Annotated in this window: 15 protein-coding genes and 1 tRNA gene; 2 read left to right on the top strand and 14 right to left on the bottom strand. The window is 30.0% G+C overall.

What is annotated here, in order from left to right; translation table 4 throughout:
• Nucleotides 1-167 precede the first annotated feature (167 nt).
• The 11 genes from P690_RS0102765 to msrA form a co-directional block, all read right to left on the bottom strand.
• Complete coding sequence (locus P690_RS0102765; RefSeq protein WP_027122246.1) at nucleotides 168-2,576, bottom strand: hypothetical protein; 2,409 nt, start codon at nucleotides 2,574-2,576, stop codon at nucleotides 168-170.
• 123 nt (nucleotides 2,577-2,699) lie between these two features.
• The gene (locus P690_RS0102770) at nucleotides 2,700-3,602 is read right to left on the bottom strand and encodes a hypothetical protein (protein WP_027122247.1); all 903 of its coding nucleotides are present in this window, start codon (nucleotides 3,600-3,602) and stop codon (nucleotides 2,700-2,702) included.
• A gap of 128 nt (nucleotides 3,603-3,730) precedes the next feature.
• Entirely contained in the window at nucleotides 3,731-3,886 is a 156-nt protein-coding gene (locus P690_RS04545) for a TrmH family RNA methyltransferase (protein ID WP_245576686.1), read from the bottom strand.
• Nucleotides 3,864-4,511: a 23S rRNA (guanosine(2251)-2'-O)-methyltransferase RlmB gene (rlmB, locus tag P690_RS04080; RefSeq protein WP_245576688.1), complete on the bottom strand. Its 648-nt coding sequence runs from the start codon at nucleotides 4,509-4,511 to the stop codon at nucleotides 3,864-3,866. Before rlmB ends, P690_RS04545 begins: the two co-directional genes overlap by 23 nt.
• 73 nt (nucleotides 4,512-4,584) lie before the next feature.
• Nucleotides 4,585-5,514: a class I tRNA ligase family protein gene (locus P690_RS04085; RefSeq protein ID WP_265736597.1), complete on the bottom strand. Its 930-nt coding sequence runs from the start codon at nucleotides 5,512-5,514 to the stop codon at nucleotides 4,585-4,587.
• Nucleotides 5,515-5,549: 35 nt separating this feature from the next.
• Nucleotides 5,550-5,816 carry a hypothetical protein gene (locus tag P690_RS04635; RefSeq protein ID WP_265736598.1) on the bottom strand — a complete coding sequence of 89 codons (267 nt, stop codon included), beginning with the start codon at nucleotides 5,814-5,816 and terminating at the stop codon, nucleotides 5,550-5,552.
• A 178-nt stretch (nucleotides 5,817-5,994) separates the two neighbouring features.
• Nucleotides 5,995-6,285, bottom strand: coding sequence for a hypothetical protein (locus tag P690_RS0102785; RefSeq protein ID WP_027122248.1), 291 nt, complete (start codon nucleotides 6,283-6,285; stop codon nucleotides 5,995-5,997).
• A 317-nt stretch (nucleotides 6,286-6,602) separates the two neighbouring features.
• Nucleotides 6,603-7,706 carry a hypothetical protein gene (locus tag P690_RS04550; RefSeq protein ID WP_245576689.1) on the bottom strand — a complete coding sequence of 368 codons (1,104 nt, stop codon included), beginning with the start codon at nucleotides 7,704-7,706 and terminating at the stop codon, nucleotides 6,603-6,605.
• A 98-nt stretch (nucleotides 7,707-7,804) separates the two neighbouring features.
• A complete protein-coding gene (gene ligA, locus P690_RS0102800; RefSeq protein WP_027122249.1) occupies nucleotides 7,805-9,952 on the bottom strand; it encodes an NAD-dependent DNA ligase LigA in 2,148 nt (715 codons plus the stop codon).
• 154 nt (nucleotides 9,953-10,106) lie between these two features.
• Nucleotides 10,107-10,180: transfer RNA gene (locus P690_RS0102805), tRNA-Gly, on the bottom strand.
• A 48-nt stretch (nucleotides 10,181-10,228) separates the two neighbouring features.
• Nucleotides 10,229-10,711 carry a peptide-methionine (S)-S-oxide reductase MsrA gene (gene msrA / locus P690_RS0102810; protein ID WP_027122250.1) on the bottom strand — a complete coding sequence of 161 codons (483 nt, stop codon included), beginning with the start codon at nucleotides 10,709-10,711 and terminating at the stop codon, nucleotides 10,229-10,231.
• 102 nt (nucleotides 10,712-10,813) lie between these two features.
• Here msrA and P690_RS0102815 point away from each other — a divergent pair, with 102 nt between their 5' ends.
• Nucleotides 10,814-14,125 (top strand): DEAD/DEAH box helicase, encoded by a 3,312-nt coding sequence (locus P690_RS0102815; protein WP_027122251.1) that lies wholly within the window; start codon nucleotides 10,814-10,816, stop codon nucleotides 14,123-14,125.
• A 114-nt stretch (nucleotides 14,126-14,239) separates the two neighbouring features.
• Nucleotides 14,240-14,899, top strand: a complete 660-nt coding sequence (locus tag P690_RS0102820) for a hypothetical protein (RefSeq protein ID WP_245576690.1) — start codon at nucleotides 14,240-14,242, stop codon at nucleotides 14,897-14,899.
• 75 nt (nucleotides 14,900-14,974) lie between these two features.
• On the opposite strand, the gene P690_RS0102825 is transcribed toward P690_RS0102820, so the two are convergent.
• The 3 genes from P690_RS0102825 to P690_RS04555 all read right to left on the bottom strand — a co-directional run.
• A complete protein-coding gene (locus tag P690_RS0102825; RefSeq protein ID WP_027122253.1) occupies nucleotides 14,975-17,023 on the bottom strand; it encodes a putative immunoglobulin-blocking virulence protein in 2,049 nt (682 codons plus the stop codon).
• Nucleotides 17,024-17,128: 105 nt separating this feature from the next.
• On the bottom strand, nucleotides 17,129-19,210 hold the full coding sequence (locus tag P690_RS0102830) for a putative immunoglobulin-blocking virulence protein (protein WP_027122254.1): 2,082 nt from the start codon (nucleotides 19,208-19,210) through the stop codon (nucleotides 17,129-17,131).
• A gap of 95 nt (nucleotides 19,211-19,305) precedes the next feature.
• Nucleotides 19,306-20,022 (bottom strand): putative immunoglobulin-blocking virulence protein (locus P690_RS04555; protein WP_036459643.1); only part of this gene is annotated, 717 nt, incomplete at its 5' end.

The following is a 20,022-nucleotide window of genomic DNA, read 5'->3' on the forward strand; positions in this document are numbered from 1 at the left end:
TTTCTTTAACAAAAATTAACCTTGTTATTATTCTTATTATAAAACTAATTATTATTTTTTTGATAAATTAATATATAATGATAAAATTTATTAATTCATTTATTTAAATAAATAGAAAAAGAAGAACCAAGAACAATTAGGTTCTTCTTTTCATTAATAACTAATTATTATCTACGCAAGAATGCGAATCTAGTTCTGAAGAAGTTCGCAGTTGAACTAAAGAAGTTTGAAACACGTTTTCTAATCCAATCTAGAGTTCCTACTCTAATTGTATATTCGTTAGATGAACTATTAGAAGAAAATGTACCTTTAATATTTAATGGTTTTTTGGTTTTAATAGTCCTACTATTTAATTTAGTAAAATCTTCAATAATTGTTCTTTCTCTTGTTGAATCAATTTTACTATTTTCATTCATCGCATTTACAATGATAGGAGAACTTAACTCTTTGTTTCTTCTTTCAGAATCAGAACTTATTTTTAAAAGTGATTTTGAAGCAGATTTAACTGTAGTTTTTTGAGTATTTAAAACTCTAGAATTCACACCATTAGAATCAAATGTAATTGAACTATATATAACTTTATCTACATCATTAGCAGATAAACTGCGTTTTAGTTGATCACGAATTTCTCTATCTTTAAAAGTGTTTTCGAATGATAAAGTAGCGTAAGTTAAATCACCTTCGTTATTTATACTATAATGAGGAATTATGTGTTTATTAGGATTTTCTTTTTTGATTTGATCAAATTTTTGAATAAAGATATACGGATTATCTTTAGCACTAGGATCGTTTCAAATAAGTTTTAATGAAGTTTCAAAGTAATCTTTATTCTTTTTATCTAACAAAACTGCAGGAATAAAGAATGAACGAGCTTCTCGCTTAGAGGTCTGATTATTACCTCTAGTTGTTGTAATGTATATATAGCCTGTTTCTAATGCTTCAGGATTGTTCTTTGCGAAGGTTCCGGCAACTTGATTGAACGGCTTTGATATAACTGGTTTACCTTGTCTATCTCTTGGAACTTTAGCGTAAGGAGCAGGTTCAATTTCATCGCCTCCATTAACAAATTTATTTAAAATGTCTAGGTTTTCAAATGAACCTTCATTTGGTGTACTTAATACTGGATTTTCATAAATTAATGCTTTTTTAATTTTATCGCTTATCTTATCGATTTTATTAGCACCACTAATTAATGTATTACTTTTTAATTCATCATAAACTTTATCTAAGTCTAAATTTGCTGATAATTTAGGTAAAGAAACATCATTGTTATCAGCCCTTTTATCTTTACCAGTACTTATAAATTTATAGTAGTTTTCAATTAATTCTTCAGAAGAAGCGCTATCCAATGTACCGTTTTTAGATTCAGCCGAATATTTTACGTAACTTTCAACTAATTTGTTAGCCGAATTTTCAAGATCATTAGAACTTGTTAAAACAACTGGCTTGTTAGGATCATCAATTTTTTGAGAAAGGTATTGTTCGTACGAAGCACCTAAAGCAGTTAATGGATCATCTGTAGGTTTTCTAACATCTTTAGCGGCTCTAATTCCAACGTTATTTTCTTCATGAGGCACAGCACTTAGATTAGGTAATTTAACAGAATTTCTTGGCGAACTATTAGTTGAACTAACACTTTCATCATCTAAAAAGCTAAATACTTCTTCTATTAATTCATCAGTAGATTTTAGGTTAGATTGAAAATGCTTAGCTGTATTATTGTTCTTATCTAAGTAATTAAAGAAAGCTAATTTATTATCTTTTTGTTCTGGATTTTCATTTAAAAATTTAACGAAGTCACCAAAATCAGGGTTTATAATACCAGTATTAAACCCATCATTCATTGAAGCAAATCAATCAAGAGGTAGTAAATAATTACGTTGCTTATTTTCTTTTTTGAAATCAATTACTAAATCTTTAAGTTGTCTTCCTTGAGCTAATAATGACTTGTTTGATGAAGGAGAATCTAACGGAATTGATGATAATTCAACTTCATTAGGTCTAGTTTGTAAATCTATAGCAGTTGGAACTGTTCATCTATTAGATGAATTCTTTCAGTTATAACCAAGAACTGAAATACCAGCAAGAGAAGCTCCTAATACCGCGCCAACAGTTGATCCTATTATAACAGCTAGATTCGGTTTATCGATATTACCGCTAACCTCTTTATCTTTTATGTTGGGCATCGAAGTATTAATTGAACCTACAGGGTTAATAGGTTGGTTTCAATTAATTGGAGCAGATTCATCTTCACTTGTACTTTCATTTGAAGATGAAACAGAAGTTTGATCACCTACAATAATAACGTTTTTAGAATCTTTTGCATTTTTTTCATCTAAGAATGGTAAGAATGATAGATCATTATTCTTAGCCGAACTATCACTATAAGAGTTTGATCCATTTATAGGAGAATTAGAATCGTTCTTATTTTCTTTAGCTGCGTTTTGCGAATTTTGTTTAGAGTCGATTGCATTCTTTTTACTAGCAAAAACAACTGGTGTAATAATAGCAGTTGTTGATACTGCTAAAGCTGTAGTCGTAATTACAGCTATTTTTCCTTTTGATAATTTTTTCATAACGAGATAACCTAACCTAAGTATATATACCTATTATATATATATTACTTTAATTTAGCTAAATTTTGTTATTATCTACAAAGTTATAGCAAATTGTTTAACGAATGATATTGAAATTATAATTTAATTTTTATAACGAGTTTGAATATTTCTATTTTTATTTTGAAAATTATTTCCAGCATTCTGAACTTGAGGGCTTCTTAAATTAACTTGGATAGAATTAATCTGAACGGGGAATTTACTTTTATTATTCAATGACATATTAGGCTGATTCATTGAATTTATATTCGTTAATGGCTTTTGATTTCGAACCATCAGATTTTGCCGGTTATTAACGAATACATGCACTGGTTTTTGTTGAAATCTATTAGGTAGTCTTAATTGTTGATTATTATTAATGTTTAATTGCGGATTAAAATTCGAATTAACTACTAAATTATTGTTAGCAACAATATTTCGATTAAAAATCTGACGATTTATATTATTAGCTGGTACATTAACTTGGTTTGATATTAATTTAATATTAGGTTGATAATTGATTTTAGACGAAATAATTTTTCCTTTAACTTGTAGCTGGGTTTTATTTATTTCAGAATCAACCTCTTTTTTCTTAATTTCTTCTTGTTTTAATTCATTATGTTCATCACTTTCAGAATAAGTAAGTAATTTTTGTTCTTTGACTCTCTTTGTTTCTCTTATGATTTCTAACTGTAACGTTTTAAGCAAATTAATTTTTACTAAATAGTTCATTATACACATACAGATTCCACTTATTAAGAAAACTAAACCAAAGATTACACCAATTATTCCCATTGCTAGTAACCCAACACCAGTTGATGTTAGTTCTATTTCGTTGTTATTAGAAACCTGTCTTAATGATCTACCCACAATACTAAATCCTAAAGCGCCTAAAAAAATAAAAACAGTAGCTAAAACAAAAAAGATAACAATAATACTAATTTTTATTTTCTTATTCAATAAAGATTGTTTATTATTTGTTTTTTCTTTTTTATTTGTATCTGACATAAGATTTTATTTAATGGTGCTAATGATTTAATCAATTTAGTGATAATCGAAAGTTTGAATTATTGTATTTATTGTATAAATTTCTATTTATTTTTAATGTTATTTTAATACAAAGAATAACTGAGATGTTAAACAAAATTATTGGATTTTTGTTTCATATTAAATAGCATTATATCTGTAGCCACAGACACATTCAAGGATTGAATCTTGTCTGTATACATTGGAATCTTAATTTGGTAATCCGAATTCTTAACTAGTTGGTTAGACACACTTTTTTTGTTCATTACCTACAATTAATATAAATTTTTTAGCATATTCTTGGTTGTAGTCAGCAGCCTCACTGCTTAAATTCGAAACATAAGATCAATATCCATATTTTTCTTGAAGGTCTTTTATGGCATATGAAAGGTTTGCAACTTCAATTAAATTAAGATAAAAACAAACATCAAGCGATGTTTTTATTACAGTGTTATTAATTCTGGCTTGATTATCTTTTTTAAAAATCACGCCAGATACATTAGCTGCTAATCATGTTCGTAATATTCCACCAAAGTTACCCGGGTCTTGTATTTGATCTAAAACGACAATAATTCCTTCTTGTTGTTCTTTAATGCGTTCGCAAAATTCATTAAATGATATCGTTAAAGAATTAGCATCAATTTCAGCAACAAAACCTTGATGATTTAATGAATCTCTATATTGATTATCAAATCATTTTAAAGGATGCAACTCGTATTCAATATTCCTTTGTTTCAATAACTTGATAATTTCGTTTTCTTGTTTGTGTAAAAATACCTTTTTGATTTTTAAGTTGTTAATTAAACCTTCATAAACAGCATTGAAACATAATAAGCATAATCTTTTTTTTTTTGGAATATTTTTATTTTGGGGTTTAAATTGATCTTTCATTTTATAAAACTTTTTTGTTCATAAATTTGTTTCTTATGATGTCAGCATTTTCATAATTCTTATTAGCTAACAATTAAGCTCAGTTATCAATCTGTTCATTAATATAATCATTATGAAGCATTTCTGAAACTATTCCATAGATTTCTAAACACCACATTAATTTTTGATAAACTCAGATATTTTCTTCAATCTTTTTGTGAGTTATAGCTTCATTTATCGTATTAACATGCTCTCAAATAGTTTTTGTCGCGTTAGCAAAATTAAGGTTATCTAATAGCGATTCTTTAAAGTTATCACAAATTAATGAAGTACTTGGAATGTTTTGGTTATTAGCAATTAAATATGTTCTGAAACCATTAATACAATTAACTATTTTCTCAATGTCTTTTTGAGCAGATTTAATTACATTGCCATCAAAATTAAGCGAAAGAGTGTATGATGAATTATAAAAAACTCATCGTATTGCACGATAATTAAACGATTCAATTAAATGTTTAACATAGATAAAGTTATTAAGTGATTTAGACATCTTTTCATTTTCAATTAAAAGGTGCCTTACATGCACTCAACAATTAGCTAAATTACGATTATATAAAGCAATGTTTTGCGCGTTCTCATTTTCGTGGTGAGGAAATAACAAATCAATACCACCACCATGAATAATAAATCCTTTTTGTTGGAATTCTTTATCAATTATGTAAGAGCATTCAGTATGTCAACCAGAGCGACCATCGCCGAATTCTGAATTTCATACAATACCCGTAGTTGTTTTCTTTCACAACACAAAGTCATTGGGACTTAATTTATTTTCATCACTTTTAATTCTGTGACCAGCAATCTGTTCATCTAATTTGCGTTTAGATAAAATTCCGTAATTATTAATCTTAGATGTATTTAGATATACATCATTCTCTATTTTGTAAGCGTATCCGGTTTCATAAATGCGTTTAACATAATCAATAATGCCGTCCATTTCTTCAGTTACTTTAACAATTTTAGGCATTTTGATATCTAGTTCATTAAGTGTATCTAGATAAGCTATAGTATATTGTTTAGCGAATCATTTTCAGCTAAGCAAAGTTTAGTTGCTTGAGCAACAATCTTGTCATCTATATCTGTAATATTATGAACAAAATTAACTTTCTTATTCGAATGTTCTAATAGTTTTCTTAATATATCAAAGGTAACTATTGGTCTTAAATTACCAGTATGAATATGATCAACTGCCGGTCGACAAACGTAGATATTGATCTTATTAGCATCAATATCTACGTTTGTTTTAGTTAGGGTATCATACAGTTTCACAGTTATTAAATAGTTTTTTCTTTCTATTATTTTTTTTAGGTTCTAAAATATATATTTTAGAACACTTAATTAACGTTAATTCTATATTTTTAGAATTATTTTACGATGATTTCGTATGGAAAATTCATAACCTTCATCGTTGTCTGGATTATCTAGAATATCTGTTTTGTTAAGTAAACTAAACGTTAACTTTATCGAACAACTGAACATCAGATTGACCTTCGTATCAAGTGTCGTCGTTAACCTTGTTATTTAATCTCACCTTATATTTTAAGGTGTAGATATATCCATTATTATCCTTGTTTTGTTTTTTATTAACAAGACTAATAGGAGCCATTACTTCTGCATAAGAATTTATTCGGTCTTTAAATATAAAATCATCACCAGTTAGACCATCTAAGTTTTTAGATGCAGACTCTGGTTTAACTTCTAAGATTCCTGCTTGTGGTGTTATTCTTACGTTTCACAAGTTTGTTAATTGTTCTATGTAATCTTCGTCGTTCTTATCGATTTACATTGCTGCTTTGATAATTGGTGAACATATCTGATTTCGATTAAATCAGATAAAGCGTTATAACCATTGTTTAAAGCAATTAACGCGCTTGAAGTGATATCAACTGAAGCTCATTTATCAAATCTTGAACCGTTTTCTTCTAAAGCATGGTAAGTGGTAAACTCTTCAGATTGAATTTGGGTCTCTAACGGACGGACAATATTATTATCTGGTAAGGTGTACGTCTTGGTCGTATTATCTGAATAATCACGATAACTTAACGTATTATGTTTTTATACGAAGTTATCTTCCACTCACGAAGCTATCCAGTTATGTCCTGGGTCAGCTTTGTAATAAATATTATATTTATCCGAATATTTAGCCGCGATATATGTAATATAGTTTTGATCATCACTAGGTAAACCAGAACCTAATAGGATTAAACTTTGCTTGTTATTAGCTGCTTTATCAGCATTAACTTGATTTCGAGCGTCTTCTCAATTAATGTTGGTAATTAACGTTCATTGTGAGAATAATCGTTTTTTATTTTTATCTCTTTGAGAAAAAATAAAATCTTTAATCTCTTCTTGTTCATTATCTCCATCTGGAAAGAAATTATAGATATTTTTTAATCCATAGCTTTCAAGTTTTCTGATATAAGTATGACTTGAAAAGTAAATTTTAATTCTTGGATTGTTTGTTGGCAAGATGTATTGAGAATGACGAGTTGGAGAAAGCAGATCTCTTCAAGTGTTAGTTCTAGGCGTGTAATAAATATCCATTAAGTCAGGTATTCATTTATCCGCAATGAATTGGGGTAATGCGTTTGAATCCTCAATACCGTTATATGTAACATTATCATTGTTACGCACTAATTGAAGAATATGAATTTGGTTGCGCATATGATCTGAATTAGATGCGATCATTTTATCAGGATTTTTTTCAACTAAATCTGTTACATATGTAGTAACAATACTGTTATCATATCGTTCATCATCTTGATCAGCTACGATCACACTTGAATTAGCACGAATCGCCTCTTCATTAGTTTGATCTATAACACGATCGTTTTTTAAGAAATTGGTTAATGCATCAACATTAATGTTTCTTTGGAACTCATGAAAAGGCATTAAGATAAAGTGAACTTCCTTGTTAGATAGCATAGCTAATCTTAAAAGGTTATAAAACGGTTGAACCCCTCATGATGAAAAATATACGTCGATATCAGCATCATCTTGTGCTTTAACAATATTAGTTTGTAAAGCAAGTTCTGGGTCGTATTGTTTTATCTGTTGAGAATCCTTTCCTTTTTCGTTATTAGGATTAAAACAAGACGTTAATGTACCCATTAACGGTATTGTTGCCAATGATAAAACTAATAACTTCTTTTCTTCCATCTCATAAGTGTTTTTTTTTATAAGGCTTATTATACTAAAAAATTTGGTTGACCATTTTTGAACAAAATGATCATATATCTCGTATTTTTATCGATATTCTATTTGTTCCAGATTTCTTCTTGAATGATCGGAATATTTAATTCTTTGGCTTGGTTAATTTTTTTAGCTGTTGGACTGTTACCCGCTAAAACAAAATCAACATTTTTAGACACACCACTTACAAACTTAATTTTGTATTTTAAAGATAGTTTTTTAATAATGTCGTTCCGTGAGATACTAAAAGAACCAGTGATTACAAACTTTTTATCATAGTAGATAGATGAGCTATCAACTAAATCATTATTAATCTCATCTTTAGTGTTAATTGATAAAGCTTTTAATTGTTCAATTAATTCCCAATTTTTTTCATCTGAGAAAAAACTAAATAGTGAATTAGCAGTTATACTGCTAATATCAGCTAACCGCATGTAATCTTCAACAGTTAAGCTTTTAAGTTGATCAATATCGTGATATGTATTAGCAATCGACTTGGCTGTTGCTATTCCAATATATTTAATATTAAGTGCAGCGAACAACCGATATAACTCTCGGTTTTTAGATTCATTAATACTGTTAATTAATTTATCAAATGATTTCTCTTGAAATCTAAAGTTATATTTTAAAGATGATTTAGAAAACCCCTTCTTAAGCCAAGGTTTGATAATAATCTCTTTGTATCGTTCTAATTGATAAATATCTAAAATGCTATTAACAAACGTTTGTTCTTCATTATCTAATAACTTAAATAAACTAAGATCTTCACTAACATTTTGATTGGTGATCAACTCATTACATTCTCTAATAACATCATTAACTTTAGTATTAAAGAATAAAGCTAAAGTGCTTTCACTCAAACCTTCAATGTTCATTATTGATTTAGAACAATAATAGATTAGATATTGCAATTGCTTTTGTTTACATTGATCATAAATACAATATCAATCAACCTCTTCAGGTTTTTTTACTAGAGGTTGATGACAACTTGGACAGTTGTAGTCAAACTGAAGTTTTTTAGCATTATTCGGTCGTTTGTCTAGATTTACACCAATCACCTTAGGGATGATTTCAGCAGCCTTAATTAAATATACGTAATCATCAATTCTGATATCTAGGTCGTTGATATATTCTAAGTTATGTAAGGTTGCATAAGTGATAATCGATCCTTCTAATTCAATGGGGGCTAGTTGTGCAACAAAAGTTAATTTGCCAGTTCGACCAACGTTAAGGATAATATCTTTTAATTGGGTTTGCACCTGAGTAGGCGCAAACTTGTATGCGATTGCTCATTTGGGAAACTTAGAGGTGTAACCGATTGTTTCATAATCCTTGAAGTTGTTATATTTAATAACAGCTCCATCGATTCGATAATCCAATTTATTTTTGTTTTGTTCAAGTTGTTTAATATTTTGATAAAGATCGTTGATATTATTAAACAACTTGATCTCTTTAGCAACATTAAAACCTCATTTTTTAAGTTGCTCAATCACTTCATATTGGGTTTTAAATCCAACTTCATAAGCATTGGGAACATAATAAAAGAATGCATTAAGCTTACGCTTAGCAACTTCGCTTACATCAATATTTCTTAAACTTCCCGACGCGTAGTTTCTGGAATTAGCAAACTTCTTATCTTCATCTCTTGAAGCATTAATTGCTTCAAAATCTTGATTACTTACATAAACCTCTCCACGGATAACGATCTTTTTGATATCAGTATCAATTTTTAAAGGAATCGTTTTAATCGTTTTAATGTTAGCAATCACGCTTTCGCCAACAACACCATCACCTCTAGTAAGCGCCTCAGTTAACACTCCATCAATATAGATTAATGAGATTGATAATCCATCAATCTTAGGTTCTAACACATATTGGTTTTGTTCTTTTTTACTTACTTTAGCAATATTTTCATTAAAGTTAACTAACTCTTCTAAGTTAAAACAATTACCTAATGAAAGCATTAAATAATCATGCTTAACTTTAATGAACTTATTGCTAATTGATGACCCCACCCTTTGAGTTGGAGAATAACTTAAAACATATTGAGGATATTTAGTTTCATAATCCAATAAAGTTCGATACGTATTATCATACACTTCATCAGATACTGAAGGGGTTGATAATACATAATACTCATGTTCTCATTTGGTAAGTTTTTTTACCAAATCTTGAATTATTTCTTTAATATTCTCATTTTGATTTTTACTCATAATAAATACCTTAATAAACTAAGACTAGACCATTAACAAAATAAAAAAGAGTGCTTTTGATCGCACTCTTGTAAGATTTGTATCTGTGCTTGATACAAATTTTTGTGTTGCTAATTTTTTTAATTAGCAATCGCTTCGTTGTTTAAGTTATTAATGGAGCAGATGACGAGAATCGAACTCGCGTTTAAACCTTGGCAAGGTCTCGTTCTACCATTGAACTACATCTGCGCCCTAATATTTTATCACAACAAAATTATCTTATGTTGATTAGAGTGCTTAATCAAACTTGATGTGGCAATATCCACCAGGATTTTTTTGTAAATAATCTTGGTGGTATTCTTCGGCTTCAAAGTAGTTTTGCAATCTCATAACTTCAGTTACGATTGGTTTGCTATATCTACCTTGAGCTTGGGCTAACTTAGATTTGATGATAATTTCATCATCGTCGTTAACAAAATAAAAACCGCTGCGATATTGGGTGCCTCGATCGTTTGCTTGGTAATTCAAAGTAGTTGGATCAACCACTTTTAAAAATAGATCTACAATCTCTTCCAAGCTAATTAATTGATCATCATAAGTAATCTCAACCGCTTCTACTGCCCCCGTTTTTCCACTACAAACCTCTTTGTAGGTTGGGTTTCTAAACTCAGGCCGAAAGTTTGCATATCCTACTGAAGAATCGATAATCTTTTTGGTTCTCTTAAAATACTCTTGCACTCCCCAAAAACAACCACCTGCTAAATATATCTTTTTAACCATTTTTATTTTTCCTTTATCTTTGATAATCCCATTTGGGCTCTTTATCTTTTAACTTTTCTTGGTTATAATTTTAAATATTAATATTTTCAGCGCCACGATTGAATGCTAAATAAGATCTTAGATTACTATTTTCAGGATAGCGAACTCGTTCGGGGTAAAAACCTTGTTAACCGTAGAACTGTTAAATTAACATACCACCAAGATAATAAACTACTAGTTTTAAGTGCACGCATCAACGACGAATCAAATGTTGTTAAAACTAAAGTAACCGTTGATGGTAGCAATGAAAAACTATTAGATATTTCATGTAATTGTCCTTCGCGACTAAAATATTGTCGTTATGTAGCAGCTACAATTTATTCTGCTTACACTCAGCTTAAAGCGTTGTTTGATAAAGAACAACAAGAGAATAAAAAGCAAGAGCTTTTATTAAATAATAATAAGATTCAACAAACTAAAATAAAACCCAAAAATAAAGTATATTTTAGTGTTGAGAAAATTAGAAAAACATTTAATAACACCAAATTAGCAATCTTCTTAAATGTTGATTCATATAAGTTTAAGTTGGTTAATGAAAATTATTTTTTACTTAAACAGAATTGAATGAATGCAGATGAAGTATGCTTTTATGTTTGTTATGAAAAAGCCAAAACACCTGCTAAATTATTAAAATTAAAGATTGATAGCGATGCATTCAATTACCAAGATTATTTCATGTTTTGATACGTTGTTTATTTATCTAACACTAATAATCTTGATGAAGAAACCTTTTTATCTGAAGGATCTTATTTACATAGCGAATTTAGGTTTAGCAACCTTGGGTTGTATGCTTTAAACGATCTAGATAAATTTAAGGAATTCTTAGCTAAGTATCAACCGTCTTATCAAAAAGATCATTTAGGCGAAGATCTAATTAATGAAATTAACACTTGTTTTAATGAGTGTAATTTTATTATTAATTCTAAGAAAACTGAGAATCGAATCTTTTTAGTTAATGAAAAGAACGATCTTTATAAATTTAATATTGAAAGCTATGTTGATAAAAAATGAATTCCTTATTTAAGTCATTACCTAAGCAAGGACAACAAGTTGGTAATTAACTCGTTTAACAAGATCTTAAATCAAAACAACATAAATCATGAACTGTTGAATAAAGTATCAATAGCATCTAAAGGGTTTTTAGATTTTTACATTTATTTAAGCAAAATGGGCTTTGATAACATCTATTTAGATGATCAAAAGAAGATTACCAAACTGGTTGATTATTTACCAAGGGCAGGGCTAATAATTGGTTTTAACGATAAGAAAAATGTCGTTACTACCAGCTTGGTATTTAACTACAAACGCGATAATGAAAACAATATCGTTTACTTTGAAGATCAAAGATTACTAAAAAACAAACGTCTTCATTTATATGAAGAAAATACGTATGATTTTTTCTTTAAAAAAGTCATTAGCAAGCATTTATTAAACAAGCTTAAAAAGAATAATCTAGATCTAAAAGATCTAGAAGAATTGCGCGAATTAACCAATCATTTTGACAAAAATGAGCAGTTCCAAATTAAGATTTTAGAATCATATACTAAAGAACTAAAACTTAAATTTGATATTAGAGATTTTAAGAAGATCGAATCGCAAAACGATCTGATTAAAATTACTTTATCTAACTTCAATTACGACTTTGATTTTATTAAAGCGATTGTAGCTAACTACTTGCTATCTAAAGATCTATTTATTACCAATGAAGGTTATTATTGTTTAAAAGATTCTGATAACTTGCCTTTTTTAGAGTTTTGATCTAAGTTTGATTTCTATGGGGTTAAGAAAGTTAATTCTAAAACGATTATTTTTAATAAATATCGTTTATTAGATATGTATAACGCCTTTAAACAATACATCGATTATTTTAAAAAGATTGCTGATAAAAATATTGTCGAATTAATTGATGCGTTGTTTAATAACACCTTTAAAGATGAATTAAAGATTAACCCACCGTTTGATAGTTTGTTATGACCTTACCAAAAAGAAGGTCATAAGTGGTTAAGGATCTTACAAAAATTCGGTTTTGGTGGAATTATGGCTGATGATATGGGGTTGGGTAAAACGATTCAAACAATTTCAGTTATCTCGCAATATTATAGAGATAACCCACATGATATTAAGCAAAGCTTGATTGTTGCTCCAGCTTCGTTATTATTAAACTGGTCTAGTGAGTTTAAAAAGTTTGATCCTGATTTAGAAGTGGCGACAATTACGGGTAATGTTGATAATCGCCGCGCGATTATCAATTCAAGAAATCATCTTGTTGAAATAACTACTTATTCGGCAATTAAAAGGGATCGGGCTTATCACGCTAAGAAAGATTATGCTTACATTGTATTAGATGAAGCTCAAAGCATTAAAAATGCTTCGACGATTTTATCTAAAGAAATTAAGACACTTAACGGTGCTCACAAAGTTGCTTTAACTGGTACTGTAATTGAGAACCGCTTAGCCGAACTGTGATCAATATTTGACTTTGCTTTGCCGGGTTTTTTAGGATCGATCTCAGATTTTAATATTAATTATACAAGTCATATTGAACGTGATGAAAAGATGAGTGAAGAAGCCTTGGCTCGTCTTAAGAAAAAGATTTCACCATTTATTTTAAGAAGAACCAAAGATAAAGTTCTTAAGGATTTACCACCTAAGACTCAAACTGATTTGTTGGTTGCTTTATCTGCTGATCATGCTAACTTTTATAGCAAGAGAGAACAAGAAGTTAAAGAACAAGTGTTACAGATTATTCAATCTAAAGATCAATCTAAAAAAGGCTTGGGAATTATGTTGGCTAAACTCTTAAATGAGTTACGTCAAATTTGTTGTTCACCAAAACTAATTGATCCTAAATTTGACGGTGAAAACGTTAAATTTATGGCTGCTATGGACATTATTAATAATGCGATAAAAAGCAATAAAAAGACCTTATTGTTTAGCCAGTATCTAGGGATCATTAGTTTATTTAAAAAAGAACTTGAACAAAAAAATATTAAGTGTTTTATTTTAACTGGTGATACTCCAAAAGAGATACGGCTTCAGTACGTAAATGAGTTTAATAACCTAGAAGAACCTGCTGTGTTTATTGCTTCATTAAAAGCTGGTGGTGTAGGATTAAACTTAACTGGTGCAGAAATCGTAATTCATTACGATCTATGATGAAACTTAGCGTTGCAAAACCAAGCAACTGACCGCGCTCACAGAATTGGGCAAAAAAACCACTTACAGGTTTATCGAATTATTGCTGCTAACACAATTGAAGAAAGAATAGTGGCTATTCAAGAACGCAAGAAAGAATTAGCATCAAAACTAATCCAAGAAACGGATAATAGTTTAAGCTGGTTAAACGTTAAAGATATTTTGACTTTATTCAATTAAATTATTTTAATAATTTATTTTCCTAAAAAACTAGGTAAAAATAATTATTTTATTTATATTAAATAATGAAGATTGATCATTATTTTTATCGTTATCCATTTAATATTCAAAAATATGTTTAAATATTTATCTGATAAAAACTTAATAGAAAGTTGCTTTAATTTAGCACACGAAATTATGAAGCAATTACAAATTGATTTAGCTAGACAATCAATTGATACTCAAATTGATGTAATTGCTGAATCTAAAGAAAGATTAGCATGTAGTAAACCTGATGTTGATTTCGATTTTGATTTTATTTTAATGATTTTAAAACCGGCAATTGCGTTTAAAAACCGTTCAAATGATCAATTTAAAACTGATATTAAGAAATCATTAGAAAATGTTTTAAAAAACCATTTTAAACAAGACAAAGCAACTGTTAATAACACTTCAACCGGTTTTAGTGTAGCTAATATTGTTCATAGTGATTTTCCCAATGATAAATTCTTTTTAGATTTCAACATTTATAAATTTGATGGTCAAGGTTTTTTTGTACTAAAAGAACACAAAAATGGAATTAACCAAGTTTGAACCAAAACTACAAGTTTAAAAGAAATCAATCATCGCATTGATTTAGTTCAAAACGACCCAGAAGCTTGAAAGAAATTTAAGGAAAGATATTTATATTGAAAAGATAAGTATTTAGCTGATAACAAAATCAGACCATCATCATTAAGCTGTAAAGTTCAAGCACTTAATGACGCGTTTAATAAGTTTTGACAAAATCAATAGTTGATTAATAGATATGAAAATAAAATCCGACTTATCGAAATCGATAAATCGGATTTTTTATTCTAAATTTTAATCTTATGTTTTTACGTTAGATTTTTTATTGATTGAATCACCAATTGGGTTTAAACTATTATCAACTGTAAAGATTTTAGGTTTAATGCCTTTTTTGGCTAGATCATCAGCTGAAACTAATTTTACTTGAGCTCCTGAAGCCATTCCACTCACAAGCGATTGTAATCCTGGATCAGTTACATAAATTGTTTTAAATGATCCGCCTAATCTAGCATACTTAATAAATGTAGCTAAATCACCAGAGCTTTGTAATTCGCTTGCTGTTCCTAGTAATACTAAATCATCAGGTTGTTTTAATTCTGTGCCACGACCAAAGGTAATGTATTTACCCATTTCAGGTTGGTATGACATCAAGCTTGTTCATTGTGAGTTGTTAAACTCTGAAACGTTGTAAGCCACTATTTCACGTTGATCGACAGAAGTAATTAAATCTCTAGATAATCTAACGATTTTTAAGTTAGCATCTCTAATGTTTAATCCTTTAAACGAACGAATGATTGGATCGTCAGCAAAGTCTCAAATAACTGGTTTACCACCCTTACCTTGGAATTCACCATTAAAGATACGTTCGCTTCTTCTATTAAACGCAATATCAATACCTTCTTGAACTCTAGCTAAGTCATCGTTACGGTCAAATCTTAAAGACGCAAAGATAGGTGTTGATGGAATTGTTGATCCTGCTGGATATGGATCAAATCCACCAACATTATAGTTATTAGCTGAAGGAATAAAGTTGGTGTGTTTTAATGCTAATGGGTTAATACCTCATAGGTTACTATTAACTGTACCTGTTGTATAAATATTAAGTTCGTCTAATCTGCGGTTTTCTAAAGCTAATAATGAACTTGTATTAGAGTTTTCAAAGAAAACAGTTAACATCTTAACGTTGTTAGGCAACGCTTTAATGATGTCATAAACATCACGATTAGTATTTGTTTTACCAACATTGGTTAATACAACACCAATACTTGGTGTAGTATCAGCGGCTTTCTTCAAGAATTCAATAAACTTGTTGTAACCTGAAGTGTTATCAACATCTAATACAAAGACCTTAACATCACTCTTGTTTTTGTAGTAATCATCATTTCTTTCATTAGGAGTGTAATGTCTTACAGTAATACCATCTTCAGCAGTAATTCCATATTTAGGATCATTAATGAATTGTTGCGTATCATCTGTTCTTGTTCAACCACGGTAATCACCTTTTAAAATGTCTCTTGGGTTTTCATTATATCGTCAGTTAGGAACACCTAAAAGTTTCTTTTCGTTTGCTTTAATGTAATAATTTAAAAGAGGGTTTTCAGATGGGTCTTGGTAACCAAATGTTATTGAAACGTTAGGAACCATGATTTGTAAAACACGGTTAGCTTTCGCTTCACTTTCAATAAATGTAGGAGTTACAACACTTAATGAAATTTGTAATTCTTCGAACCGATATTTAGTTCTACCTGGTTCGTTTCTTTCTTTAAAAAGATTATTTCAATAGTGATCAAAGGATTCATCATTTCCTTTGTAACCTACAGTTTTTTTAAATAATTCTTTATTTTCTTCAGTGTTAGCACTTAAACCTTGACTAACAATATTTTTGATAGTATTTAAAAGTTTATTAGAGGCTGCTATTAAAGCCCCAACCCTATCTCCAAAAACTGTTTGTACACTTGGATCGTAAGGTAAAGTTGGAGTTGACGAATCAAGATTGTAGTCGGTTTTAGCGTAAGGAATTCCTGATGGCTCAGGAGTTGGGGTAGGCGTTGGTTTAGGTTCTGGCTTTGGTGTTGGATCAGGTTTTCTTTCTGGCGGAAGAACTTGACTTGGTTTTTCTTCTGGTTTAGGTTGTTTTGGCGTGTTAAAATCACGATTCGAATTATACTGATTGTTATCAGCCGTATTCGCATCCAATTCAACTTTGTTACTTCTTTCTATTAATCTGCCGGTATTATTACTAATAGTATTTGAATATACTATTCCAAAAGTGGCACTTCCGGCTATCACTATTGATGCTGCAGATAAACTAATTATTTTAATTAGTTTTCTTTTTTTAGAACTTATCATTTAAAAAACCAAACCTAAGTTCATTAATAACTGTCAATCTTGAAATATCAACTTCTATATAAATAATTATAAACCAAATTATCGCTTTTGTTAATAGTATACTAACTAGCTAGTTTTCTTAATTGGCTCACCAATTGCGTTAACGTTTGGATTAATTTCAAACACTTTTAATTGATTTTTGTCTAATGTTTCTAAAGGTAGAACCTTAACATTAATATAGTTTTGTTCTGAAGCTGCTGCTGCTTTAATTTGATCAGCTAAATATTGTGATGAAACATAAACGTTTCTAAATGCACCACTATTTGTCGCATACTTAACGAATGTTAATAAGTTGCTTAAACCTTCGTGTTCAAGAGTGTTTTGAGCACCTCTTAGTACTAGCGAGTTAGGTTGCTGAATGCCTGTTCCACGACCAAAGCTAATTTCTAACTTATCACCAGGAGCACCACGGTATCGCATTGCTGCGGTTCATTGTGAATGGTTAAATTCGCTTAGATCATAAGTTACATAAGTGTTACCGTTACTATCGGTTTGAACTAAATCATCTGATAATCTCACATATCTTAATTCTGCATCATGAACGTTTAAGTTCTTAAGGTTTCTAATAATCGGAGCATCCGCAAAATCCCAGAAGACTGGTTTAGCACCATCACCTTGGAAGTTACCTTGGAAGATACGTTCGTTTCTACGATCAAACGCAATATCAAGACCTTCTTGAACACGTTTATAATCATCATTACGGTCAAATTTTAATGTCGTGAAGATTGGGGTTGAAGCGATGGTTGATCCTGCTGGGTAAGGGTCAAATCCACCAACGTTATAAGCCAACAATGAAGGAATAAAGTTAATGTGTTTTAATGCTAATGGGTTAATACCTCATAGATCGGTGTTAACTTGCCCTGTTGTATATAGATTTAATTCTCTTAAATGTCGGTCTTCTAAAGCTAACAGCGATGTTGTATCAGCACCTTCTAAGAATACTGTAAGTGTTTCCACATTATCAGGCAATGCTTTAAGGATGTCATAAACATTTCTTGTTGTATCAGTCTTACCAACGTTTTTAAGAGTCACACCAATCTTGTGGTTTGGATCTTTTTCATAAACTTTTTGAATAAAGTTAATGAATTTTTCATAACCTGATGTGTTATCAACATCAAGTACGAACATATTAAGATCAGTTTTATCCTTGTAGTAATCTTCTTGTTTATTATTTGGACTATATTTGAATACGGTAATACCATCATCATTGCCAATTCCGTATTCGTTATTAAAGTAACTATTTGATACATCAGTCTTGTCCCAACCACGGAATCTACCATTAATAATATCATCAGGAGTTGGATTATAAGGATAGTCGGGAGAACCTAGAACTTTATATTCATTTACCTTCTTGTAATAATTTAAAACAGGGTTTTCATTTTGCTTTTCGTAACCAAATGAAATGTTAATTGAGTGATTAATATTAATGTTGATTCTTCAAATACGGTTAGCTTTAGATTCTGATAAAAGAAAATTATTATCGTTTAGAGCACTTTCTACATCTTGTAGCAAGTAATCAATAAACTTAATACCATTTCAAGTTTTGGTAAATAAATTTTTTCAGATGTCGTTAAAGAATTCTTCATTACCAGCATAACCTGATGCTTGTCTAAATGCATCACGAGCAGCTGTGTCGTCAGGCCCCTTAGCAATAGCTTCTAAAAGAGCTTCTCTACCAGCATTCAATGAAGCTTTAGTTTTTTCTAAAAGTTTCATTGCGTCAGCATCACTTAAAACCTGTTTACTTGGATCGTTAGGTTGTTGCGGAGTTAATTTATCTAGTTTATAGTCTTGTTTTTGATATGTAACGTATTGAATTTGGGTATCAGCAGCCAATTCATTTTGAGGTTTAGGTGGTTGTTTGTCTTGATCAGGTTTTTTCTCTGGAGGATTAACAACAATTGGTTTATTCTCCGGATCTTTAGGCGCATTTTCAAGATTAAAGTCACGATTCGAAGCCTGAGAATCGTTCGTATTAGAAGCGTTTCCATCTAATTCGACCCTATCAGATCTAGGAATCAAATTAGCTTGAGAATCTTTGTTATATGTCGAATAAACAATCGCTAATGTGCTAGCAGCACTTACCGCAACAGAAGCTGTGCCAAGCGATATTAGTTTGATGACTTTTCTTTTTTTAGAGCTGATCATTTTAATAGTTTGAATTAAACAAGCATATCAAAATAACTATAAATCTATAAATCTCACCTATATTTCACTATTATAACCTATATTTTTGAATCTGGCTAGTTGGTACCAGATGGATTTTGTATTGTACTTTTGTTTTTAGGTTCACCAATAGCATTTAATGAATCATCAATGCCAAATTGTAATTTGTTGTATTTGCTTAATTGATCAACAGATAAAACTCTATATGTAATTGGGTTGTTTTGTGAAGCAGCAGCTTGTTGAAGTTGTTTTCCTAAGAAGTCTGATGAAACAATAACTGTCTTAAATGCACCGCTGTTGGTTGTGTATTTAATGAATGATTCTAAGTTATCTAAACCTCCACGTTCTAACGTACTGATATCACCTCTAAGAACTAATGTTTGAGGTTGAGCAATTTCAGTTCCTCTACCAAAGCTAATGTATCGTTTTTGATAACTTGGTTGGTACTGCATAGCAGCTGTTCATTGTGAGTGGTTAAAGTCAGATAGATCGTAAGTTACGTATGTGTTACCACTATCATTAGTTTGAATCAACTTACTTGATAGTCTTACTTGTTTTAATTCTGCATCATGAACGTTTAAGTTCTTAAGGTTTATAATAATCGGAGCATCCGCAAAATCCCAGAAGATTGGTTTAGCACCATCACCTTGGAAGTTACCTTGGAAAATGCGCTCACTTCTTCTTGCTCTGGCAATATCTAGACCTTCTTGAACACGTTTATAATCATCATTACGGTCAAATTTTAATGTCGTGAAGATTGGGGTTGAAGCGATGGTTGATCCTGCTGGGTAAGG

The sequence above is a fragment of the Mycoplasma imitans ATCC 51306 genome (assembly GCF_000518305.1).
GTDB classification, from domain to species: Bacteria; Bacillota_I; Bacilli_A; order Mycoplasmatales; family Mycoplasmoidaceae; genus Mycoplasmoides; species Mycoplasmoides imitans.